The organism is Bradyrhizobium sp. CFUWI (assembly GCF_056429085.1).
This window is the reverse complement of sequence record NZ_JBWJZE010000014.1, coordinates 70,970-91,967: the sequence shown is the minus strand read 5'-3', so window position 1 is coordinate 91,967 and position 20,998 is coordinate 70,970. Positions and strand designations below refer to the sequence as shown.

General features: G+C 64.5%; 22 protein-coding genes. 15 read left to right on the top strand and 7 right to left on the bottom strand.

The genetic code is table 11. The annotated features are described in order from the left end of the window. Window positions 1-6: 6 nt before the first annotated feature. Together AC066S_RS27195 and AC066S_RS27190 are read right to left on the bottom strand one after the other, a co-directional pair. Window positions 7-930 carry a PepSY domain-containing protein gene (locus tag AC066S_RS27195; RefSeq protein ID WP_126261202.1) on the bottom strand — a complete coding sequence of 308 codons (924 nt, stop codon included), beginning with the start codon at window positions 928-930 and terminating at the stop codon, window positions 7-9. 216 nt (window positions 931-1,146) lie between these two features. Beyond that, window positions 1,147-1,287 (bottom strand): hypothetical protein, encoded by a 141-nt coding sequence (locus AC066S_RS27190; RefSeq protein WP_478271100.1) that lies wholly within the window; start codon window positions 1,285-1,287, stop codon window positions 1,147-1,149. 5 nt (window positions 1,288-1,292) lie between these two features. Here AC066S_RS27190 and AC066S_RS27185 point away from each other — a divergent pair, with 5 nt between their 5' ends. From AC066S_RS27185 to AC066S_RS27160, 6 genes are read left to right on the top strand one after another with little or no spacing between them, the layout of a single operon-like run. Beyond that, window positions 1,293-2,003: a TetR/AcrR family transcriptional regulator gene (locus AC066S_RS27185; protein WP_126261201.1), complete on the top strand. Its 711-nt coding sequence runs from the start codon at window positions 1,293-1,295 to the stop codon at window positions 2,001-2,003. Window positions 2,004-2,035: 32 nt separating this feature from the next. After that, complete coding sequence (locus AC066S_RS27180) at window positions 2,036-2,920, top strand: amidohydrolase family protein (protein ID WP_126261240.1); 885 nt, start codon at window positions 2,036-2,038, stop codon at window positions 2,918-2,920. Window positions 2,921-2,971: 51 nt separating this feature from the next. Next, entirely contained in the window at window positions 2,972-3,685 is a 714-nt protein-coding gene (locus tag AC066S_RS27175) for a PIG-L deacetylase family protein (protein ID WP_126261200.1), read from the top strand. Continuing rightward, window positions 3,682-4,365 (top strand): 4-carboxy-4-hydroxy-2-oxoadipate aldolase/oxaloacetate decarboxylase, encoded by a 684-nt coding sequence (locus AC066S_RS27170; protein WP_126261199.1) that lies wholly within the window; start codon window positions 3,682-3,684, stop codon window positions 4,363-4,365. Before AC066S_RS27175 ends, AC066S_RS27170 begins: the two co-directional genes overlap by 4 nt. 24 nt (window positions 4,366-4,389) lie before the next feature. Beyond that, window positions 4,390-5,259 carry a substrate-binding domain-containing protein gene (locus AC066S_RS27165; protein WP_126261198.1) on the top strand — a complete coding sequence of 290 codons (870 nt, stop codon included), beginning with the start codon at window positions 4,390-4,392 and terminating at the stop codon, window positions 5,257-5,259. Continuing rightward, window positions 5,259-6,173: a DUF1932 domain-containing protein gene (locus AC066S_RS27160; protein ID WP_478271060.1), complete on the top strand. Its 915-nt coding sequence runs from the start codon at window positions 5,259-5,261 to the stop codon at window positions 6,171-6,173. The genes AC066S_RS27165 and AC066S_RS27160 overlap by 1 nt, the downstream gene beginning before the upstream one ends. A gap of 16 nt (window positions 6,174-6,189) precedes the next feature. Here AC066S_RS27160 and AC066S_RS27155 read toward each other — a convergent pair whose 3' ends face one another. Both AC066S_RS27155 and AC066S_RS27150 read right to left on the bottom strand, forming a co-directional pair. Beyond that, the gene (locus tag AC066S_RS27155; protein ID WP_126261196.1) at window positions 6,190-6,510 is read right to left on the bottom strand and encodes a hypothetical protein; all 321 of its coding nucleotides are present in this window, start codon (window positions 6,508-6,510) and stop codon (window positions 6,190-6,192) included. 208 nt (window positions 6,511-6,718) lie between these two features. Further along, window positions 6,719-7,960 (bottom strand): amidohydrolase family protein, encoded by a 1,242-nt coding sequence (locus AC066S_RS27150; RefSeq protein ID WP_478271059.1) that lies wholly within the window; start codon window positions 7,958-7,960, stop codon window positions 6,719-6,721. Window positions 7,961-8,107: 147 nt separating this feature from the next. Here AC066S_RS27150 and AC066S_RS27145 point away from each other — a divergent pair, with 147 nt between their 5' ends. Further along, the gene (locus AC066S_RS27145) at window positions 8,108-8,524 is read left to right on the top strand and encodes a nuclear transport factor 2-like protein (protein WP_126261194.1); all 417 of its coding nucleotides are present in this window, start codon (window positions 8,108-8,110) and stop codon (window positions 8,522-8,524) included. Here the strand turns inward: AC066S_RS27145 and AC066S_RS27140 are convergent. After that, the gene (locus tag AC066S_RS27140; protein ID WP_135168373.1) at window positions 8,521-9,279 is read right to left on the bottom strand and encodes a GntR family transcriptional regulator; all 759 of its coding nucleotides are present in this window, start codon (window positions 9,277-9,279) and stop codon (window positions 8,521-8,523) included. The two genes, AC066S_RS27145 and AC066S_RS27140, sit on opposite strands and share 4 nt — an antisense overlap. Window positions 9,280-9,477: 198 nt before the next feature. Between AC066S_RS27140 and AC066S_RS27135 the strand changes: the two genes are divergently transcribed. The 5 genes from AC066S_RS27135 to AC066S_RS27115 all read left to right on the top strand — a co-directional run bounded on the left by AC066S_RS27135 (window position 9,478) and on the right by AC066S_RS27115 (window position 14,671). After that, a complete protein-coding gene (locus tag AC066S_RS27135; RefSeq protein ID WP_478271058.1) occupies window positions 9,478-10,335 on the top strand; it encodes an ABC transporter ATP-binding protein in 858 nt (285 codons plus the stop codon). Then, entirely contained in the window at window positions 10,335-11,111 is a 777-nt protein-coding gene (locus AC066S_RS27130; RefSeq protein WP_126261191.1) for an ABC transporter permease, read from the top strand. Before AC066S_RS27135 ends, AC066S_RS27130 begins: the two co-directional genes overlap by 1 nt. Before the next feature lie 40 nt (window positions 11,112-11,151). Beyond that, window positions 11,152-12,177, top strand: coding sequence for an ABC transporter substrate-binding protein (locus AC066S_RS27125; protein WP_135168374.1), 1,026 nt, complete (start codon window positions 11,152-11,154; stop codon window positions 12,175-12,177). A gap of 14 nt (window positions 12,178-12,191) precedes the next feature. Continuing rightward, window positions 12,192-13,625 carry an amidohydrolase family protein gene (locus AC066S_RS27120; RefSeq protein ID WP_478271057.1) on the top strand — a complete coding sequence of 478 codons (1,434 nt, stop codon included), beginning with the start codon at window positions 12,192-12,194 and terminating at the stop codon, window positions 13,623-13,625. A 137-nt stretch (window positions 13,626-13,762) separates the two neighbouring features. After that, complete coding sequence (locus tag AC066S_RS27115) at window positions 13,763-14,671, top strand: amino acid ABC transporter substrate-binding protein (protein WP_478271056.1); 909 nt, start codon at window positions 13,763-13,765, stop codon at window positions 14,669-14,671. A 222-nt stretch (window positions 14,672-14,893) separates the two neighbouring features. Here AC066S_RS27115 and AC066S_RS27110 read toward each other — a convergent pair whose 3' ends face one another. Both AC066S_RS27110 and AC066S_RS27105 read right to left on the bottom strand, forming a co-directional pair. Continuing rightward, window positions 14,894-16,105, bottom strand: a complete 1,212-nt coding sequence (locus AC066S_RS27110; protein WP_478271055.1) for an acyl-CoA dehydrogenase family protein — start codon at window positions 16,103-16,105, stop codon at window positions 14,894-14,896. A 48-nt stretch (window positions 16,106-16,153) separates the two neighbouring features. Continuing rightward, window positions 16,154-17,779, bottom strand: a complete 1,626-nt coding sequence (locus AC066S_RS27105; RefSeq protein WP_478271054.1) for a long-chain fatty acid--CoA ligase — start codon at window positions 17,777-17,779, stop codon at window positions 16,154-16,156. Between the two features lie 176 nt (window positions 17,780-17,955). Between AC066S_RS27105 and AC066S_RS27100 the strand changes: the two genes are divergently transcribed. The 3 genes from AC066S_RS27100 to AC066S_RS27090 all read left to right on the top strand — a co-directional run bounded on the left by AC066S_RS27100 (window position 17,956) and on the right by AC066S_RS27090 (window position 20,995). Continuing rightward, window positions 17,956-19,809 carry a flavin-containing monooxygenase gene (locus AC066S_RS27100; protein WP_478271053.1) on the top strand — a complete coding sequence of 618 codons (1,854 nt, stop codon included), beginning with the start codon at window positions 17,956-17,958 and terminating at the stop codon, window positions 19,807-19,809. A gap of 35 nt (window positions 19,810-19,844) precedes the next feature. Beyond that, window positions 19,845-20,663: a lytic murein transglycosylase gene (locus AC066S_RS27095; protein WP_478271052.1), complete on the top strand. Its 819-nt coding sequence runs from the start codon at window positions 19,845-19,847 to the stop codon at window positions 20,661-20,663. A 110-nt stretch (window positions 20,664-20,773) separates the two neighbouring features. Next, the gene (locus AC066S_RS27090) at window positions 20,774-20,995 is read left to right on the top strand and encodes a hypothetical protein (RefSeq protein ID WP_028135731.1); all 222 of its coding nucleotides are present in this window, start codon (window positions 20,774-20,776) and stop codon (window positions 20,993-20,995) included. The last annotated feature ends 3 nt before the right edge of the window (window positions 20,996-20,998 follow it).

The window sequence follows — 20,998 nt, the reverse complement described above, 5'->3', positions numbered from 1 at the left end:
GCGCGATCAGCCGGCGCCGACCATTGCCGCGTCGGCCGGCCCCTCCGCGCGCGGTCGCCGCTTGCGCAACGTTCGCCGCGCCCAGATCAGGAGGCCGGTCGATAGCAGGATCAGCAGCGCGATCGACGTCACGACATTGAGCGGCGCGGCGATAAGGGCCGACCAGTTTCCCTCGTGGATCAGGCGCGGCCAGTTGCGCGGCAGGGGGGCGACCTCGGACGACGTGACCGCATAGGCGCGCAACTCGCCGCCGTCATAAAGTCTCGCCATCATGCGGCCGCCGCGCATGCCGATCGAGATCACATGCGACAGCTCGTGCGAGGCCGCGACCATGCGGATCGCGTCCGGCAGGGCCAGAGGGCGGCCGGCTGCGGCCGGAGCAGCGCCACTCTGGAATGTCAGGCCGAACGCCATGCACAGGCCGGTCAGCGGACTGAGCAGGATCAGCGGCAGCATGAACCAGGCGGTCCCCTTGTGCCATCCCGACAGCGTGTTGCGCAGCCGCGGCAATCCCATGACGATGCCGAGCAGCATGATGATCACCATGGCCAGCGTGGACGCCGTCACCAGCCAGGCCTGTCCCATGAGACGTTCATGCGTGAACCGCGCCCAGAGGAAGACATTGGACAGGGTCGAACCCACCGACGCGGCTTCGCCGGTTGCAAGATCGATCGCCGGCACGTTGGTGCCCCGGAGCGTCATGCTGTGGCTGCCCGTGTCGATGGAGAGCCCGCGCGCCTTGCCGTCGGGATCGTATCGCCTCACCAGCTCGACGACACGGCCGGCCTCGATCGCTGCACCGCTCATGCTACTCGTTTGCACGAGGGGCTCGATCGACAGGATCAGGCCGGTGACGATGATCGCGAGCAGGGGAAGGGCGAAGAGCAGAGTGATCCAGCGATGAAGTCTCAACAATGCGGGTTTGCTCATTCGTCGTCCTCGGTGCTTTCCAGACCGTGCTCGCGCAGAGCCGTGCAAAACACAAATGACGCTTTATCCATGTTGTTGCGTTGACTTGCAGCAACAGGAATTGAAGTTCGCCGCGAGATGCGTGGAGGTATTGGAGGCATCCCACTCTGAGCCCCGGCACGCGTGCTGCAGCGGGCCGGGGACTACGCGCGTCTGGACGAGATCCTCATATGCGTCTCACTGTGCGCGGATATTGGCCGCCTTCAGCACCGGCTCCCATTTGGTCGCCTCGGCGTGCATGTAGGCGTCAAACTCCTTGGCGGAGCCGACCGCCCCGGTTTTTGTTGACGAGACCTGATCTTTTGTACGATAGTACAAATCACATGGTACGCAAGCCCACCAGCAAGGAGACGGCCCGCAAGCCGAATATGCGCGAGGCTATCCTCGCCGCGGCCGAGGAGCTGTTCGCCACCAACGGCTTCAATGCCGTCTCGGTGCGCGACATCGCGCACGCGGCCGGGGCCAATCCCGGCAGCGTGACCTATCATTTCAAGACCAAGGACGGTCTGCTGCTGGAGATCTATCGGCGCCATTGCGGGCCGATGAATCTGCGCCGTTCTGAGCTGCTCGCGGCCGCCAGGCGCGTGCGCGATCTGCAGGACCGGCTGGAAGCGATCGTGCGCGCCTATGTGGTGCCGGCCTTCACCTCGGGCAGCGATCTCGCCGGCGGCGGGGCGCGCTTCACGCGGCTGCGCGCCGTCATGTCGGCGGAGGGCAACGAGGTCGCGCGAAAGATCATCGCGCAGACCTTTGATGACACCAGTCACGCCTTCATCGATGCGGTCCACGAAAGCCTGCCGCACATTCCGCGCACCGAGATCGTCTGGCGCAGCCACTTCCTGCTCGGCGCGCTCTATTATTCACTGGTGACGCCGGACCGCGTTTCGCGCCTGTCGCGCGGCGAGGCCGACGGCGGCGATGCCGCCACGGCCATCGAGCAATTGGTGCAGGCGACGGTTGCCGCGTTCCAGGCGCCGCCGCTCGATCATGCCGCGCCGGCACGGCGCCGGCCGGTCGTCAGCAGCAAGACTTGAAACAAGCGGTCTCGCTTCGGCGGGTTCACCTGATGACCATGATGTACACGCCGACCATTCCGCCGCCCGATCCCAACACGCGCACGCCGAAGTTCAAGCTGCCGAAGCTGTCTTGCGACGCGCATTGCCACATCTTCGGGCCCGGCGCGAAATATCCTTATGCGCCGGATCGTTCCTACACGCCGCCGGACGCGCCGCTGGAGGATTTCAGGGTGCTGCATGCCAAGCTCGGCGTCGAGCGCGCGGTCATCGTCAATGCCAGCGTGCACGGCACCGAAAATACGGTCGCGCTCGATGCGATCGCTGAGAGCAACGGCGCCTACCGTGCTGTCGCCAATATCGACGACTCCATCACCGAGCGCGGGCTTCGCGTGTTGCATGAGGGCGGCTTCCGCGGCTGCCGCTTCAATTTCGTCCGCCATCTCGGCGGCGTGCCCGACAAGGGCGTGTTCGACCGCGTCATTGCCATGGTCGCGCCGCTCGGCTGGCACATCGACCTGCATTTCGACGCGGTCGACTTGCCGGACTATGCCGACATGCTGGCAAAGTTGCCGCTGAGCTACACGATCGACCATATGGGGCGGGTGAAAGCCGCCGAGGGGCTCGACCAGCTCCCGTTCAGGATCCTGATCGAGCTGATGCAGCGCGACGAGAAATGCTGGGTCAAGGTCTGCGGCTCGGAGCGGGTGTCCTCGGCCGGTCCGCCGTTTACCGATGCGGTGCCGTTCGCACGGAAGATCGTCGAGACGGCGCCCGATCGCGTCATCTGGGGCACGGACTGGCCGCATCCCAACGTCAAGGTGATGCCGAACGATGGAGACCTCGTCGATCTGATCCCGCTGTTCGCGCCGGAGCCGGAGCTTCAGCAGAAGATTCTGGTCGACAATCCCGCGCGCCTGTTTGGCTTCGACCAATGAAGGGGCCGCGATCGATTTGATGCCTACAAACGAAAGAAGGGAGTTCGTCCCATGAAGACAGGTCTCGTGGTCACCGCCCATCCCGGCGATTTCGTCTGGCGCGCCGGCGGCGCTATCGCGCTGCATGCGAAGAAGGGCTATCGCATGAAGATCGTCTGCCTGTCCTTCGGCGAACGCGGCGAGAGCCAGTTCGCCTGGAAGGAGAAGGGCGCGACGCTGGAATCGGTCAAGGCGGGGCGTAAGGACGAGGCGGAGCGCGCGGCGAAGCTGCTGGGCGCCGAGATCGAGTTCTTCGACTGCGGCGACTATCCACTGAAGCTCACCGAGGCGCATTTCGACCGCATGGTCGACATCTATCGCGAGCTCAATCCGAGCTTCGTGCTGACGCACGCGCTGGAGGACCCCTATAATTTCGATCATCCGAACGCGGCTCATTTCGCGCAGGAGACGCGCGTGGTCGCGCAGGCGATGGGCCATAAGCCCGGCGCGCAGTACAAATATGCCGCGCCACCGGTGTTTCTGTTCGAGCCGCACCAGCCGGAGCAATGCAACTACAAGCCGGACCTCCTCCTCAAGATCGACGAGGTCTGGAAGGAGAAGTACGAGGCGTTCCAGATCCTGGCCGCGCAGAAGCATCTGTGGGGCTATTACGAGCGCGTCGCCCTCAATCGCGGCATCCAGGGCAGCCGCAACACCGGCGTGCCCATGACCTATGGCGAGGCCTATCAGCGCCTGTTCCCGACGGTTGCGGAGGAGCTGGCATGAAGCCGGTCGTCGTTCGCCACATCAAGCGAGCCGACCCTGCCGGCATGGCCGCGTTTGGCGTCTCGACCGTGCACGAGGCCCATGGCCGACTCGGCCTGATGAAGCCTTACTTGCGGCCCGTCTGGCCGGGCGCGGCGATTGCCGGTTCCGCGGTCACCGTGCTGGCGCAGCCCGGCGACAATTGGATGATCCATGTCGCCGTCGAACAGTGCAGGAAGGGCGACATCCTCGTCGTCGGCTGCACCACCGACAATACCGACGGCATGTTCGGTGAGCTGCTGGCGACCTCGCTCCAGGCGCGCGGTGTGCAAGGGCTGATCATCGATGCCGGCTGCCGCGACGTCAAAGCGCTGCACAAGATGAGATTTCCGGTCTGGTCGCGCGCGGTCTCGGCCAAGGGCACGGTCAAGGCGACGCTCGGCTCGGTCAACGTCCCCGTGGTCTGTGCCGGCGTCAACGTCGATCCCGGCGACATCGTCGTCGCCGACGACGACGGCGTCGTGGTGGTGCCGAAGCGCTACGCGGCGGAGGTCGCCGAGAAGGCGAAGAGGCGCAACGCTGACGAGGGCGGCAAGCGCAAGCGCCTCGCCGCGGGCGAGCTTGGCCTTGACATGTACAATATGCGCGAGGCGCTGGCGAAGGCCGGGCTCGTCTATGTCGACAATCCCGAGGACGTCTAAGGCGAAGACAAGCGGAGCGGGCGGATGGATCGTCTCAAGCTGAAGGCCGTGCTCGGCAGCCACCGCCATGTGCAGGCGGTCAAGAGCGGCGAGCTCCGCTCCGAGCTGTTTGATCTCGACTTCATCGAGTACACACCGACCAACACGGCGTTCAAGCCGATGGTGCGCGAGCAGGCCTTCGACGTCTGCGAGATGGCGATCGTCACCTATCTGATGGCGAAGGCGCATGGCAAGCCGCTGGTGCTGCTGCCGGCGACCATGCTGGGCCGTTTCCAGCATTCCTACGCGCTCTACGATCCCGCACGTGGATCGCTCGGGCCGACCGATCTCGAAGGCAGGCGCGTCGGCATCCGCTCGTTCAGCACGACGACAGGCGCCTGGATCAGGGGCATCCTCGCCAACGATTACGGCGTCAATCTCGACAACATCCGCTGGATCACCTTCGAGGATCCGCACGTCGCCGAATATGTCGATACCACCGAGCGTGCGCCCAAGGACAAGAAGATCCTTCAGATGCTGCTCGACGGCGAGCTCGATGCCGTGCTTGGCGAGACCACGGATGATCCGAGGCTCAAGCCTCTATTCCCTGATCCGGCCGCGGAGGCCGCCAGATGGTACGCGCGGCGCGGCGTCGTGCCGGTCAATCATCTCGTGGTGGTGACTGAGAAGCTCGCGAAGTCGCGTCGCGACGTGGTCGCGGGCGTTTATGATCTGCTCAAGCGGAACAAGGAACAGATGGGGCCTGCGGCGGCACCCGATCTCGTTCCGTTCGGGATCGAGGCCAACAGGAAGCCGCTCGAGCTGATCGTCGACTATGCCTTCCAGCAGTCGCTGATCCCGCGCCGCTATGGGGTCGAGGAGCTGTTCGACGAGACGACACGAGGATTGAACTGATGGCGGATCCGAAGCGCTGGCAGATCGGGCTGGTCGGGTATGGCGAGGTCGGCCGGATTCTGGCCGAGGATTTGCGCCAGCAGGACATCAAGGTCTCCGCCTACGACATCAAGTTCGGAAGCGAGCAGGGCGCCTCGCTGAAGCAGCATGCGGCAGAATTCGGTGTGGCGCTCGCGGCTTCGCACGCCGAGCTGGCTGCGAAATCCGACTTCATCATCTCCGCCGTCACCGCCAGCCAGGCCGTGCCGGTGGCGAACGCCTGTGCCGCCGCGCTCAACCAGGGCAGCTGGTTCCTCGATTTCAATTCGGCCTCTCCCGGTGCCAAGCAGCGCGCGGCGGCGCTGATTGATGGTGGAGGTGGTCGCTACGTCGAGGGCGCGGTGATGACCTCGGTACCGCCCTATCGCATCAAGGTGCCGCTGCTGCTCGGCGGCCCCGGCGCGAGGGAGATCGAGCCGCTTCTCAATGCGATCGGCTTTGCAGCGAAGGTTGCGAGCGACGAGCTCGGCGTGTCCTCCGCGGTGAAGATGTGCCGCAGCATCATGATCAAAGGCCTCGAGGCCATGGTCATCGAAAGCTTCACCACGGCGCGCGCCTATGGGGTCGAGGATGCGGTGCTGGCCTCGCTCGCGGAGACGTTTCCCGGGATCAACTGGGAGAAGCAGGGCGCCTATTTCTTCCAGCGCGTGATCGAGCACGGCCGCCGGCGTGCCGAAGAGGTGCGGGAGGTCGCCGAGACAGTGCGCGAGGCGGGGCTGACACCATGGTCCGCGCAGGGTACGGCCGAACGGCAGGCGTGGGTGGCCGATCTCGCCGACGAAGGGCTGTTCGGCGCCAGGGGCACCAAGGAGTTCGCCCGCAGCGCCGATTGGCGCACCGAGGCAGACCGGATATTGGCGAAGATCAAGCGCTGACGTCGCGCGCTTGCGTTCAGCTCAAGACCCTGCGGCCGTCGCGATAGTTCGAGATTTCGTCGCGCGCGAGCTCGATCGCATCGATCAGGCTCTTGGCCTTGCGGACAACCTGCTCCTTGGCGGCCGCGGTGCGGAACTCCGAGACGATCATGCGGATGCACTTGTCGGCGGTATCGAGCGTCCAGAGTGCGCGAGTCATGTCGTCCTGCGTGTGGATCGCCGAGATATCGAGGTCCGACAGGACTTCGCCGATTCCGTTCAGTCGCTTGACGGCGGTTTCCGCAGGTGTGTTGGCCCGAATGGAGCGATAATCGATGCTACTGAAAGCGTTGAACATAGACAGACTTCCCCACTGAACCCGGCTGGTTCAGAGCGCCCCTTAGTATGATCCGGACGGCCTCTTGTTCAATGCGCACAGCTACGGTCCGGGATTCTACCGGGCGCGGATTTTGGGGGGAGATCGGCAGTGAAATCGGCGCGAAACGTCCTGTGCTCGGCTGCGTTTCCCGACGATTTTACCATTGGTGTTTCGACTGGAAGCGCGTTCAGGTTCCGGGCCGGAACAGGGTGGGCCGCTGCCGCTCAAACGTCTGCCGGCCGCGCTTGAAGCCCATCACGACATCAGGCAGCTCGGCGACAGCGAAGCGGCTATCCGTCGTATCGAGCACGATGAGATCGGCGGGATTTCCGACCTTGATGCCGTAATCGGCGAGGTTCATCAGCCGCGCCGGCTGTTCGGTCACGAGATCGAGGCAGGTGTCGAAATCGGTCACCGCGGCGTGCGCGACATTGGCGTAGAAGTTCGCCATCCGCAGCAGCGAAGCGTCGCCGAACGGCGTGAAGGGATTGAGCACGTTGTTGGTCGCGACCGAGCACACGACGCCATCGCAGGCGAGCTTGTGGGCGAGTGTCAGCCCGCGCGGCGCGTTGTGGGTGGCCTCGCGGCCCATCAGATAGAGATCGGTCGCGGGCAGCACGGTGACGGCGACGCCGGCTCTTGCCAGTTGCGCGGTGGCAGCCTTCATCCGCTCCGGCGGCAGGGCCGAGAGTTTTGTCGCATGGCCGATCGCGACCCGTCCGTGATAGTTGCGCCGCTCGGTCTGCCGGCAGACTTCGTCGAGATGCCACCAGGATGGATCGAGATCGAAATCCAGGTGAAGGTCGATGTCGATGTCGAACTGCTCCGCGAGATCGAAGATGCGTGCGAGATGGGCGTTCGGATCGCTGTCCATATAGGGACAGCCGCCGATCGCTTCGGCGCCGTCGCGCAGCGCCTGCACCAGCAGCTCGTCGCTGCCGGGATCGTTGGTCAGGCCTTCCTGCGGGAAGACGCAGAGTGACAGGTCAATCGCCCAGGCGTAGTCGCGCTTGAGCGCCTTGACCGCCTCGAAGCCGCGCAGGCCGATGCGCGGATCGATCTCGACATGGGTTCGCATGCGCGTCGTGCCGTGCACGATGGCGCGTTCGAGCACCTTTCCGCCGCGCGCGTAGACGTCCTCGACCGTGAAATCCTTCTTCATGCCGGCGACGGCGCGGATCGCCTCGGAGACGCTGCCGTGATCGTGGCCGCAGCGGCCGAGCAGGCAGGCCTTGTCGAGATGGATGTGGGTGTCGACGAAGCCGGGCAGGGCGAGGTGTCCGCCAAGGTCGACCTCGGCCGCTTCGCAGGCAAGCCGCGGCTCGATCGCGGCGATGCGGCCGCCCTTCACGCCGATATCGACGGGTACGGCGGACGATCGCAACAGCGCGTTGCGGAGGATCAGGTCGAAGGCGGCGGGCGTGATCATGGTATTGGATTCAGCTGAAGCAGCGTACCGGAAGCCATGAGCGCGGGCAGCACCAGATTGTGTGCAATCGAGCTATCAGATTGTGCAAAAAATGTGCATGCACTTTGGGCTCTGAATTGTAGAGTGCAGGTACTCTGGAGAACAGCCATGTCAGCTCCCGCCAAAGCCGATCACCCGATGACCGACGCCGAGATCGTTGAGGCTTACCTGACCGCCTCGATGATTCCCGATCCCGACGCGGCGGCGGCCTACATGAAGCCGGGTACGGTGATCACCTTCACCGGTGGGCGCGAGTTCGATCATCCGCGCGGGCCGACGGGCTTCAACGCCAAGCGCTATCGCTGGGTCAAGAAGAGGATGGATCGGTTTGACGTCTGCCCCGGCGAGGACGAGACCGTGGTCTACAGCGTCGGTACGCTCTACGGCGAGTGGATGGACGGCACGCCGTTCGAGGGTAATCGCTATGTCGATCGTTTCGTCGTCAAGGGCGGCCAGATCGTGAAGATGGACGTCTGGAATGACAGCGCCGAGCGCATCCTGGTTCAGCGCGGCATCGAAGCCTAACCTCTTCGAGCGACCTTCGTCAGTTTGACCACGCGCTCGCCCGTCACTTCGTCAGCATAGGGCGCGAGGATGTCGAGCAGGTCGCGGCCACGCTGCGGAGTAGGAGCGACCAATGCGCGATTGGCCACGGAATCCAGGTGATGATGCATCAATTCCATCACCTTGGCGGCATCGCCCTTGCCGAGCGCTGCGATGATGGCGCGATGCTCATTGATGGCGCATTCGGTAGAATGCGGCCGGCTGTAAAGCGACAGCGTCAGACAGCAGCGATAGGCGACCTCGCTGACATAGCGTACCAGGATCGGACTGTTCGTCATGTGGGCGAGCAGGATGTGGAATTCGGTGGCCAGGCGAATCGATACGGCGTCCGAACCGCCGCGGGCACGTTCCTCGGCGTCGACATGGGCGTTCAGCTCGGCGATCTGCGCCTTGGTCAGCTTGCCGGCGAGTTGGCGGACCACGAGGCGCTCGAGCTCGATGCGGATGTCGAAGGCGTCGCGCGCCTCCTGCCAGCTTGGCGTCGCCACCACGGCGATCCGGTTGCGGCGGAGCTCGACCAAGCCCTCGGCGGCGAGCTGCCCCAGCGCGTGGCGGGCGATGGTGCGGCTGACGCCAAAGCGCTCGCCAAGTGAATCCTCCGGCAGCTTGGCGCCGGGCTCAAGCGCCTGCTCGATGATCGCGCGCCGGAGTGCGCGACAGATCACGCTGACCTTGTCCGATGGTTCAGAAGTCTTGGTGGGCGAGCGCGCCGCCATCGGCGAATCCTCGAGGGAGGGGTCGAGCGTTTTCTTTAGCACAGCGTGGTGCCAATCAAGCGCTCCAATTGCATGCAGTTTGACGACCGGCCTGCCTAAATCGAATCCGGCCCGTTGGAGCGTCTGCTGATCAAGTCGTTGATTTTGCGCAGCAGGTCGCTTGGCACCTCGCTTGCATACACTTTGCCTGTGATGCGCATGCAACCCCACGCCCAGTTTAGCGGCCGGCCCATTCCGGAGGGCGCTGCTGCGACCGCCATCGAGCTGTCCGAGGCTTCCGTGACCTTCGGGCGCGGCGACCGCGCCGTGCCGGCTCTGTCGAAGACCACGCTGAAGATCGCCGACGGCGAGTTTGTCGCACTGGTCGGCCCGTCCGGCTGCGGAAAATCGACCATTTTGCGCCTCGTCAGCGGTCTGGTGCAGCCGACCGGCGGCGTCGTCATCGTCGGCGGCCGCGAGGTGGCGGCCCGGGCGATGCGGGTGGGCATGGCCTTCCAGAACCCGACCATGCTGCCGTGGATGACGATCGAGCGGAACATCATGCTGCCGCTGAAGATCGTCGAGCCGTTCCGCTCGAGCTTCCGCAGGCTGCGCAAGACCGAGTTTCGCGACAAGGCCAACGCATTGCTGGAGCAGGTCGGCCTCAAGGGCTTCGGCAACCGCTATCCCTGGCAGCTCTCCGGCGGGATGCTCCAGCGTGCCAATCTCTGCCGCGCGCTGATCCATGAGCCGCGCATGCTGCTGCTGGACGAGCCCTTCGGCGCGCTCGACCAGTTCACCCGCGAGGAGCTGTGGGCGATCCTCCAGACGCTCTGGATGACGCACAAGCCGACGGTGCTGCTGGTAACGCACGATCTGCGCGAGGCAGGCTTCCTCGCCAGCCGCATCTGCGTGATGAGCGCGCGGCCCGGCCGCATCCTCGACGACAGCCGCGTCGACTTCGCGCGGCCGCGCACCGTCGCCATGACCTTCGAGCCGGATTTCGTCGCGCTGAACCAGAAGCTGCGCGCCTTCATCGAGGACGCGCGTAGCGCGGCCCAGCGGGGAGCAGACTGATGTTCGGGATCGATGTCAGGCAGAAGGCGTGGTCGGCCGGATTGATCGTGCTGTTCTTCGTCGCGTGGGAGCTGTTCTGCCTGATGACCGGCATGTCGGATCTCGTGCTGCCGCGGCCGTCGCAGGTGTTCGTGACCCTGGTCGAGCGCTTTCCGGTGCTGTGGCCGCACATCGTGCAGACGCTGGCCACCACCATGTTCGGCTTCGTGCTTGGGGTAGCGCTCGGCGTCGCACTCGGCGCGATCATCGGTGTCTCGAAGACAGCCTACGACACCTGCTATCCGCTGCTGATCGGCTTCTCCTCGATCCCGAAGGTCGCGGTGGTGCCGATCTTCGTGCTGTGGTTCGGCTCGGGCACGGTGCCGGCGGTGCTGACCGCGCTGTCGATCTGCTTCTTCCCGATCGTCGTGAATATCGCCACGGGCCTTGCGACCACCGAGCCCGAGCTCGAAGACGTGTTGAAGGCGCTCGGCGCCAGCAAGCTCGACATCCTCTGGAACGTCGGCCTGCCCAGGACCATGCCGTTCTTCTTCGCCTCGCTGAAGGTCGCGATCTCCTATGCGTTCGTCGGCGCCGTACTGTCGGAGACGGTCGCTTCCAACCGTGGCATCGGCAACGTCATGATGACCGCGTCCTCCAATTTCAACGTGCCACTGGTCTTCGCCGGCCTGTTCGTACTCGCCGGTCTCGGCGTTGCGCTCTACGTCGTGTTCTCGCTGATCGAAGGGCGGGTCACCGGCTGGGCGACGCGCAAGAACGACGTGATCGCCACCTGAATTTTCCAACCGTCATGCAACGAAGCTTGAGGAGGTCTCGATGTTGAGAAAAATGACTGCCGCGCTGCTGGGATTGGCCCTGTGCACGGGGGCCGCGACGGCCCAGGAGACCACGATCAAGTTCACGCTGGGCTGGAAGACCCAAGGCAGCGATGCCGCGTTCTTTTACGCCAAGGACAACGGCTTCTTCAAAGAGGAGGGCCTCAACGTCGTCATCGACCAGGGCGAGGGCTCCGGGGCCACCGTCACGCGCATCATGTCCGGCGCCTATGACGCCGGCTTCGGCGACGTCAACGCCATCATCCAGAACGCCGCGACCAAGCCGCAGGAGGCGCCCGTCATGGTCTACATGATGTGGAATCAGCCGCCGTTCGCGATCGTCGCCAAGAAGACCAGCGGCATCAACACCATCAAGGATTTCGAGGGCCGCACGCTCGGCGGCGCGCAGGGCACGCCGACAACGCGCCTCCTGCCCGTGTTCACGCGCAAGAACGGGCTCGACGGCGAGAAGATCAAGATCTCCAACATGGCGCCGAACCTGCAGGAGCCGATGCTGATCAAGGGCGATATCGACGCTGCGCTCGTCTTCAACATCACCAGCTATTTCAACCTGGTGCTGAACCGCCAGGATCCGGACAAGGATTTCAAATGGTTCTCGTTCGGTGAGTACGGCCTCGACCTCTACTCCAACGGCGTGATGGTCTCCCGCAAGCTGATCGCCTCGAACCCGAAGGCCGTCGCGGGCCTGGTGCGCGCCATCAACAAGGGCGCGATCGCGATTGCAAAGGACCAGAATGCCGGCATGAAGGCGGCGGTGAACTACGACAACCTCATCAACGCGGATGTCGAGAAGCGGCGGCTGCAATATTCCTTCGAGAAGCTGATCGTCTCGCCGGAGATGAAGGAGATCGGCATCGGCGACATCAAGGACGACCGCATGACGCGCGCCATTGGCATCGTAGTCGAGGGCTACCAGCTCGCCCGCGCCCCGACGCCTGCGGAAGTGTTCTCGCGCGAATTTCTGCCGCCGCGCGCGGAGCGGGAGCTGGTGTATACCGCCAACTGATTGGGAGGTTGATTATGGCCACGGAGATTTCGGCAACCAGCCTGTTCCGTGGCCCTGATCGCGCCGTCGCCGACAATGTCGTGCTGCGGCACGAGGGCGGTGTCATCACCGAGATTGCGGATGGTGCGGGGCCAGCATCTCGCTCCCTGGTCATCCCGGCCTTCGTCAATGCGCATGATCATGCCCGCGCCACGGCGTCGTCCTTCGGCGCGGTCGGCATGCCCCTGGAGAGCTGGATTCTGCGGACCGTGCTCGGCACGCCCGTCGATCCCTATCTGACCGCGGCCTCGGCGCTGGCGCGTTCGGCCAAGGCCGGCTGCGCGGCCATGATGGTGCACTACACACGCCCAAGCGGGACAATGCCCCTGGTGGACGAGGCCAAGGCCATCGCGAAGGCTGCGTCCGACGTCGGTATCCGCATCGCGTTTGCGATGGCCGTGCGCGACCAGAATCCGATCGTCTATGGCGATGCCGAGCCGGTGCTCTCGGGACTGTCGCGCGACGACCGCAAGACCATCGACGATCTGTTCGTCCGCGCGCCAATGTCGCCCAAAGCGTATATCGAGCTGACCGACGCCATTGCCGCCGCGATGGCCGGCCCGATGGTGGACGTGCAGCTCGGGCCTGCCGGCGTGCAATGGTGCTCGAAGCCGCTGCTGGAGGCGGTGGCCGAGAATTCGGCGCGGACCGGCCGCCGCATCCACATGCATCTCCTAGAGACCGCGTACCAGCGCGCCTGGGCCGACCGGAATTTTCCGGACATGGTCCGCTGGCTGCGCGATATCGGCTTCCTCTCGGAGCGGCTGACGCTCGCGCACTGCATCCACGCGCGCCCGGATGAGCTGGAGATGATCGCGGCCTCTGGCGCCCGCATCGTCACCAATTTCAGCTCGAACATGCATCTGCGCTCGGGCCTCGCTCCGATCGCCGCCGCGCACAAATGCGGCTGTGCCATCGCCGTTGGCGTCGACGGGCTGGCGCTGGACGAGGATGACGACATCCTGCGCGAGATGCGGCTGGTGCAGATGGCTCATGGCGGCCTTGGCTTCAAGGCAACATGGATGCCGGCCGAGCTGTTCTCGCTCGCCATCCGCAACGGACGCCGCGCGACGGGGGCTCCTGGAAATGGCGAGCTCGTCGCCGGCAACCCGGCCGACTACGTGGTGATCGATCTCGATCGGCTGGACCGCGACCGGATCATGCCGGTCGATCCGATGGCGCTGCTGTTCGCAAGGGGTAATGCGTCTCTGGTGAAGGAGGTCGTCGTCGCCGGCAAGACCATCGTGAGGGAAGGGGGTTGCACGGGTGTCGATCTGCCGGCCATCGAGCGCGAGTTGCGGGACATGTACCGCGCCAATGTCGGTAAGCTCGCGAACTTTCAGCGGATGTGGCCACCCCTGGCGGAGCAGTTGGGCGGCTGGTTCGAACAGCAGCTGACGTGCCAGTGAAGCGGCTCCCGTTCGCCCAGTATTGAAAAGCGCGATAGCTGGTAGTCGCGGTCCCGTCTGGCGGATGCTGCATGTGTCGGTTATCACCTCTGCAATCCCGTCGCGACAAGGTCGACGACCCCATTGAGGAGCAACTGATGCGTCTACCCGTTCTTTTCCTGGCCCTGACATGTCTTGCGGGCGCAGCGTCAGCCGAAGATCTCTCGGGGACTCTCCAGAAGATCAAGGAGACCAAAAAGATCACGCTGGGCTATCAGGAGGCCTCGGTCCCGTTCAGCTATCTGGACGGCAACCAGAATCCGGTCGGCTTTGCCATGGACATCTGCCTCAAGATCGTCGATGCCGTGAAGAAGCAGCTGAGCATGCCCGACATCGCCGTCGACACGCTCGCCGTGACCTCGTCGAACCGGATCCCGTTGATGGTCAACGGCACGCTCGATCTGCACTGCTCGGCGACAACGAATAACGCCGATCGCCAGAAGCAGGTCGCCTTCACCAACACGCACTTCCTCAGCGCGACACGGTTCGCGGCCAAGAAGGCCGCGAAGATCAACACCATCGACGATCTCAAGGGCAAGGCGGTCACGGCCGTGGCCGGCTCGGTCAACCTGACGCAGCTCGCCAAGGTCAATACCGAGCGCAATCTCGGCCTCAACGTGATGCCGGCGAAGGACCAGGCCGAGGCCTTCCTGTTGCTGGAAACCGACCGCGCCCAGGCCTACGCACTCGATGACGTGCAGCTGGCAGTTGCGATCGCGCGCTCCAAGGAGCCGCAGCTCTACATGATCAGCGAGGAGGCGTTTTCGAAGCCGGAGCCTTACGGCATCATGCTGCGACGGGAGGACGGGCCGTTCAAGGCGCTAGCCGATCGCGCCACCGCAGAGCTCTACGCCAGCCCGGAGATCGAGGTGCTCTACAAGAAGTGGCTGCAATCGCCGACGCCGCCGAACGGCCTCAACTACAACGTCCCGATGTCTTCGGCCTTGCGCAACGCCTTCAAGAAGCCGAGTTCGAGCGCCGACCCTGATGTGTATGTGGTGAACTGAGGCTGAGACGCTGCGCATTATTGCGCCCTCTCCCCTTGTGGGAGAGGGCAACTCCGCTCGTAGACAAAAGCTAGCTCGGGTGAGGGGTATGTCTCCGCGCGCGAAACTCTAAATTCGTGCGTGCGGATGGATACCTCTCATCCGGCGCTTCGCGCCACCTTCTCCCACAAGGGGAGAAGGAAGAAAGTCGCCGCCGCCGGTTAGCGAAACAGACAATGCCAGCTACGCATTCGAATACTTCCTCAGCTCGAGCCGCGCGATCTGGTTCCTGTGCACTTCGTCGGGGCCATCTGCAAGCCGCAGCAAGCGCGCGGTGGCGTAGGCCTGGGTCAAGCCGAAATCGTTCGAGGTGCCGCCGCCGCCATGGGCCTGGATCGCCCAGTCGATGATCTGGCAGGCCATGTTGGGCACGGCGACCTTGATCATCGCGATTTCGGCCTTCGCCACCTTGTTGCCGACCGTGTCCATGGCAGAGGCGGCGTTGAGCGTCAGCAGCCGGGCCTGCTCGATCATGATGCGGGCTTCCGCGATGCGCTCCTGCGTCACGGTCTGCTCGGAGACCGGCTTGCCGAAGGCGACGCGGCTGCGCACGCGGCGGCACATCTTCTCCAGGGTGCGCTCGGCAAGGCCAATCAGCCGCATGCAGTGGTGGATGCGGCCGGGACCGAGGCGGCCCTGCGCGATCTCGAAGCCGCGACCCTCGCCGAGCAGCATGTTCTCCCGGGGCACCCGCACATTGGTGAACACGACCTCGGAGGCCCGATCGGGCACGCCGTAGAAGCCGAACACGGGCAGGGGGCGCTTCACCTCGATGCCGGGCGTGTCCATCGGCACCAGAATCATGGACTGCTGCTTGTGCCGGTCCGGATTGTCCGGATCGGTCTTGCCCATGAAGATGCAGATCTTGCAGCGGGGATCGGTTGCGTTGGTCGTGTACCATTTGCGCCCGTTGATGACGTAATGGTCGCCGTCGCGGACGATCGAGCTTTCGATGTTGGTCGCGTCCGATGATGCGACAGCAGGTTCGGTCATGGCGAAGCAGGAGCGGATCTCGCCCGCGAGCAACGGCTTCAGCCAGCGCTCCTTGTCCTTCTCGGTGCCATAGCGCTCCAGCACCTCCATGTTGCCGGTGTCGGGCGCCGAGCAGTTGAACACCTCGGGCGCAAGATGCGAGCGGCCCATCACCTCGCAGAGCGGAGCATAGTCGAGATTGGTGAGGCCGGCGCCATGGCTGGATTCCGGCAGGAACAGATTCCACAGGCCCTCTGCGCGCGCCAGCGGCTTCAACTCCTCGACGACCGGATAGACCTTCCACGGCCCGAGTTCCTCGGCCTCGCGATAGAAGCGCTCCTCGTTCGGATAGATGTGCCGGTCCATGAAACTCTCGAGCTTGCGCTTGAGCTCGACGACTTTGGGCGACATCGGGTAGAGCATCTTTCGTTTCCCTTGATCGGTGGACGGCATTCTTTCGCGCGCGCCGGCCTATGCGACGCGATATTCCTTGAATTTCTCGCGCAGCGCCGACTTCAGCACCTTTCCGGTCCCCGTCATCGGAAACTCGTCGAGGAATTCGACCGCGTCCGGCATCCACCAGCTCGCGATCTTCGGGCGCATATGGTCGAGCAGCGTCTTGCCGTCGACGGTCGCGCCTTTCTTGCGGACAACGAGCAGCAGGGGGCGCTCCTGCCATTTGTCATGATGGATCGCGACCACCGCAGCCTGCAGCACATCGGGATGCGACAGCGCGACGTCCTCGAGCTGGATCGAGGAGATCCATTCGCCGCCGGATTTGATCACGTCCTTGGAGCGGTCGGTCAGCGTGACGTGGCCTTGGTGGTCGATCACCGCCATGTCGCCGGTGATCAGCCAGCCGTCGCGGTCGAGACCTTCGTCCAGCTTCATATAGCCGGAGGCGACCCAGGGGCCGCGGGCGCGCAGATGACCGACGGTCTTGCCGTCGCGCGGCAGCTCGTTTCCGGCGTCGTCCACGATACGAAGAGAGGTGCCGAAACAGGCGCGGCCCGACACCTGGCGGCGGTCGAATTTCTCCTTCTCGCTGAGGTGCTCCGAGCCGGGCCGCAGACCCGGCATCGAGCAGCCCAGGGCCTCGGTCATGCCCCAGGCCTGGATATAGTCGATGCCGTACTCGCGCTTCAGCTTCTCGACCATCGCGCGCGGCGGGGCCGAGCCCGACGACAACGTCGCGCGCAGGGTGGAGAACCTGTTGCCGGTGCGACCGAGCCAATCGAGCAGGATCAGCCAGAAGCTCGGCACGCCGGCCGACAGCGTCACCTTCTCGCCTTCGAGCAGCTCGTAGAGCTTGTCGGGCTCGTAATTGCGGCCGGGTAGCACCAGCTTCGAGCCGGTATAGGGCGCGGTGAACGGCATGTTCCAGCCGTTGCCGTGGAACAGCGGCGCCATCGGCACCATCACTTCGCGCACGCCTTCGACATGACCCGGCAGGAAATCGAAATTGCAGCAGGTCATGGTCTGCAGGATGGCGGCGCGGTGCGAATAGATCACGCCCTTGGGATTACCGGTCGTGCCCGAGGTGTAACAGATGGTCGAAGCGGACTTCTCGTCGAACTCCGGCCAGGTGAAGCCTGCGTCGTTCTCCGTCTCCAGAAGCTCCTCGTAGCAATGCACGCTTGCGAGCTTCGTCTCGGGCATCCGCTCGCGCGAGGACATCACGACGTAAGCCTCGACCGTCTTGAGCTGCGGCGCGATCGCTTCGACGATCGGCAGCGTGGCGCGGTCGATGAACAGCAGGCGGTCTTCGGCGTGGTTGATGATGTAGACGAGCTGCTCGGGAAACAGCCGCGGGTTGACGGTGTGCAGCACGTAGCCCATGCCCGGTGCGGCGTAGAACATCTCGAAATGCCGATGGGTGTTCCAGGCCAGCGTGCCAACGCGGTCGCCTTGCGTCATGCCGAGCCGCTTCAACGCCAGCGCCATGCGCTTGATGCGCGGGTGGGCATCCGCATAGGTGTAGCGATGAATGTCGCCCTCGATTTCGCGTGCGACGACCTCGGCCTCGCCGTGATAGTCGGCGGCATACTGGATCAAGCCGCTGATCAGAAGCGGCATGTCCATCATCAATCCCTGCATGGTCTCCTCCGGAAGCCACGTCGTTGCGTGGCGCACGCTTGTGATTTGCGCGCGAGGTTAGCGGAACGTCGCGCGGCGTTCACGCAAAAAAGTTGGACGTGATTGCATGCCTCACTTCTTCGGGGCTAACGTGAGGCGAGCTGCCGACGAAGCAGCACCCTGAGTGGAGGACATGCATGTCAGCGGAAAGACACAAGACCGGTGCAGCCGGCGAACCTACCGTCGACATCGCGGCCCTTCGTGCGCGCTATCGCGAGGAGCGCGATCGCCGTTTGCGTGCCGAAGGCAAGGCTCAATATGTCGAGGTGGTCGGCGGCCTCAGTCGCTACCTCGACGACCCCTGGGCCGATCCCGGCTTTGCGCGCGCACCTGTCCGTGAAGAGACCGAGGTGCTTGTCGTCGGCGGCGGCTTCGGCGGGCTTCTATGTGGCGCGCGCTTGCGCGAGGCCGGCATCGATGATTTCCGCATCGTGGAAAAGGCGGCCGATTTCGGCGGCACCTGGTACTGGAATCGTTATCCTGGAGCCGCCTGCGATACCGAGAGCTACATCTACCTGCCGCTGCTGGAAGAGACCGGCTACATGCCGGTGCGCAAATACGCCCGGGCGCCGGAGATCTACGAGCATTCCCGCCGCATCGGCCGTCATTTCGGTCTCTACGAGCGCGCGCTGTTTCAGACCGTCATCTCCCGCATGGTGTGGCAGGAGGAGGAGGCGCGTTGGCTGGTCGAGACCGATCGGGGCGACCAGGTCCGCGCACGCTTCGTCATTCTTGCCGGAGGCCCGCTCAGCCGGCCGAAGCTGCCCGGCATTCCCGGCATCGAGAGCTTCGAAGGCCACAGCTTTCATACCAGCCGTTGGGACTACGGCTACACCGGCGGCAACGCCGATGGCGGTCTGACCGGACTTGCCGACAAGCGCGTCGGCATCATCGGCACCGGTGCCACCGCCGTGCAATGCGTGCCGCATCTCGGCCGTTCGGCGAAGGAGCTCTATGTCTTCCAGCGCACGCCGTCCGCGATCGGCGTGCGCGACGACCGGCCGACGGATCCGGGCTGGGCAGAGAGCCTGAAGGCGGGCTGGCAGCGCGAGCGCATGGACAATTTCACCGCCGTGATCTCAGGCGAGCCGTTCGAGCGGGATCTGGTGCAGGACGGCTGGACCGGTCTGCTCGGCGAGATCCTGCTCGCGCCGCGTCGGCAGCCGCAACCGGTCACCTCGATGGAGGAGGCGCTGAAGGTCATCGAGCAGGCCGACTACCGCAAGATGGAGGAGATCCGCGCCCGGGTCGACGCGGTCGTCAAGGACAAGGCGACGGCGGAGGCGCTCAAGCCCTGGTACAAGGCGTTCTGCAAGCGGCCATGCTTTCACGACGAATATCTCGACACTTTCAATCGTCCCAACGTTCATCTCGTCGACACCAAAGGGCGCGGCGTCGATCGCATCACCGGGAATGCGGTGATGGCGGGCGGCAAGGCCTATGAGCTCGACTGCCTGATCTACGCCAGCGGTTTCGAGGTCGGCACCGATTACGCCCGGCGGATGGGCTTTGAGGTCTATGGCCGCGGCGGCATGAGCCTGTCCGAACGCTGGCAGGGCGGCGTCAAGACGATGCATGGCTTCTACAGCCGCGGCTTCCCGAATTGCTTCCTGATCGTCACCGTGCAAGCCGGCCAGAGCGCCAACTTCCCGCACATCATCGACGAGCAGTCGCAGCACATCGCCTATGTCATCGACCAGACACGCAAGCGCGGCGCCAGAACGCTCGAGCCGACACTTGCCGCCGAGAATGCCTGGGTCGACGAGGTCGTCAAGGCCGCGATCGGCCGGCAGACCTATCTCGCCGAATGCACGCCCGGCTACTACAACAATGAAGGCGTGTTCGATCCGATCGCGGCAAGAAACAGCCAATATTGGCGCGGGCCGGTGGCGTTCCTGCGGCTGCTCGACAAATGGCGCAGGGAAGGCAATCTGGCGGGGCTGGAATTGACCTATGATCGCGCCATGGAGTCGGCGCCTTCGAGGGGGTAAGATTGCCGATCGGTACAGGACGGGAGATGCTGGGCATGATCAGGGGCAGGGCTGTTGCGGGAGCGGTTTTTGGCGCGATGGCGCTGTTTGGGTGCCTGGCGCCCGCCGCCGAGGCTGCCACTTGCGGCAACGGACCCGGCGGGTTCGAGGCCTGGAAGCGCGAGTTCAGCGCGGAGGCGCAAGGCAAGGGCATCGGCCAGACCGCGCTCGCGGCCCTGATGCAGGCCAACTACGCCAGTGCCACCATCGCGGCCGACCGCGGCCAGCGCAGCTTTTCACTGACGCTCGACCAGTTTCTCGCCAAGCGCGGCGCCACCACCATCGTCGCCAAGGGGCGGCAGCTCAAGCAGTCACAGGCTGCCTTGTTCGCCTCCATCCAGCAGCGCTATGGCGTCCCGCCCGGACCCTTGATCGCGATCTGGGGCATGGAGACCGGTTTCGGCAGCCAACGCGGCAACCAGAACATGCTGTCGTCGATCGCAACGCTTGCCTATGACTGCCGCCGTCCCGAATTCTTCACCGACCAGCTCTACGCCGCGCTGAAGCTGATCGACCGCGGCACGCTGTCGGGGGCGACCCGCGGCTCCATGCACGGGGAGGTCGGCCAGACCCAGTTCATGCCCAAGAGCATCCTGGCCTATGGCACCGGCAATCTCGAGGTGGCCGCCAACGCGCTGAATTCGACGGCGAATTTCCTGAGGGCTCATGGCTGGCGCGCAGGAGCCGGGTACCAGCCGGGCGAGCCGAATTTCGCCGCTATCGAGGCCTGGAATGCCGCCGGCGTCTATCAAAAGGCGATCGCTTTGATGGGCCGGCAGATCGACGAGGGCGGAGCGGCGGCCGCCTCGCGCTGACCAGTTCAGCAAGGCGTGATGCGCCGGCACGAGAAAATTGTTGCCAACAGGAACCGACGGCACGACGTTTGCTTTGATCAGCTTCAGGGGTGGGCATGAGGAGACTCAACATGGCAACCCAGATCGTGATGGACCAGACGGGCGATACGCGCCACGAGTTTGATCCTGGCAATGCCGAAGCGCTGGCGCGAGCCGAACGGCGCTTTCGGGAGCTGACCGGGGCCGGCTTCACCGCCGCCCTGCGAACCGGACCTGGCGAGGTCACCCGCATCAAATCGTTCGATCCGACCGCGCAGGAAACGCTGTTCTATCCCCGCCTGGTCGGCGGTTGATCT

What these genes read in the sequence shown, in the direction of transcription:
- AC066S_RS27185 (WP_126261201.1), top strand. Translation starts at nt 1,293, where the DNA reads ATGGTACGCAAGCCCACCAGCAAGGAGACGGCCCGCAAGCCGAATATG.
- AC066S_RS27105 (WP_478271054.1), bottom strand. Translation starts at nt 17,779, where the DNA reads ATGCAGGGATTGATGATGGACATGCCGCTTCTGATCAGCGGCTTGATC.
- AC066S_RS27160 (WP_478271060.1), top strand. Translation starts at nt 5,259, where the DNA reads ATGGCGGATCCGAAGCGCTGGCAGATCGGGCTGGTCGGGTATGGCGAG.
- AC066S_RS27095 (WP_478271052.1), top strand. Translation starts at nt 19,845, where the DNA reads ATGATCAGGGGCAGGGCTGTTGCGGGAGCGGTTTTTGGCGCGATGGCG.
- AC066S_RS27125 (WP_135168374.1), top strand. Translation starts at nt 11,152, where the DNA reads ATGTTGAGAAAAATGACTGCCGCGCTGCTGGGATTGGCCCTGTGCACG.
- AC066S_RS27175 (WP_126261200.1), top strand. Translation starts at nt 2,972, where the DNA reads ATGAAGACAGGTCTCGTGGTCACCGCCCATCCCGGCGATTTCGTCTGG.
- AC066S_RS27180 (WP_126261240.1), top strand. Translation starts at nt 2,036, where the DNA reads ATGACCATGATGTACACGCCGACCATTCCGCCGCCCGATCCCAACACG.
- AC066S_RS27130 (WP_126261191.1), top strand. Translation starts at nt 10,335, where the DNA reads ATGTTCGGGATCGATGTCAGGCAGAAGGCGTGGTCGGCCGGATTGATC.
- AC066S_RS27165 (WP_126261198.1), top strand. Translation starts at nt 4,390, where the DNA reads ATGGATCGTCTCAAGCTGAAGGCCGTGCTCGGCAGCCACCGCCATGTG.
- AC066S_RS27090 (WP_028135731.1), top strand. Translation starts at nt 20,774, where the DNA reads ATGGCAACCCAGATCGTGATGGACCAGACGGGCGATACGCGCCACGAG.
- AC066S_RS27195 (WP_126261202.1), bottom strand. Translation starts at nt 930, where the DNA reads ATGAGCAAACCCGCATTGTTGAGACTTCATCGCTGGATCACTCTGCTC.
- AC066S_RS27155 (WP_126261196.1), bottom strand. Translation starts at nt 6,510, where the DNA reads ATGTTCAACGCTTTCAGTAGCATCGATTATCGCTCCATTCGGGCCAAC.
- AC066S_RS27115 (WP_478271056.1), top strand. Translation starts at nt 13,763, where the DNA reads ATGCGTCTACCCGTTCTTTTCCTGGCCCTGACATGTCTTGCGGGCGCA.
- AC066S_RS27145 (WP_126261194.1), top strand. Translation starts at nt 8,108, where the DNA reads ATGTCAGCTCCCGCCAAAGCCGATCACCCGATGACCGACGCCGAGATC.
- AC066S_RS27100 (WP_478271053.1), top strand. Translation starts at nt 17,956, where the DNA reads ATGTCAGCGGAAAGACACAAGACCGGTGCAGCCGGCGAACCTACCGTC.
- AC066S_RS27170 (WP_126261199.1), top strand. Translation starts at nt 3,682, where the DNA reads ATGAAGCCGGTCGTCGTTCGCCACATCAAGCGAGCCGACCCTGCCGGC.
- AC066S_RS27120 (WP_478271057.1), top strand. Translation starts at nt 12,192, where the DNA reads ATGGCCACGGAGATTTCGGCAACCAGCCTGTTCCGTGGCCCTGATCGC.
- AC066S_RS27150 (WP_478271059.1), bottom strand. Translation starts at nt 7,960, where the DNA reads ATGATCACGCCCGCCGCCTTCGACCTGATCCTCCGCAACGCGCTGTTG.
- AC066S_RS27135 (WP_478271058.1), top strand. Translation starts at nt 9,478, where the DNA reads ATGCAACCCCACGCCCAGTTTAGCGGCCGGCCCATTCCGGAGGGCGCT.
- AC066S_RS27110 (WP_478271055.1), bottom strand. Translation starts at nt 16,105, where the DNA reads ATGCTCTACCCGATGTCGCCCAAAGTCGTCGAGCTCAAGCGCAAGCTC.
- AC066S_RS27140 (WP_135168373.1), bottom strand. Translation starts at nt 9,279, where the DNA reads ATGGCGGCGCGCTCGCCCACCAAGACTTCTGAACCATCGGACAAGGTC.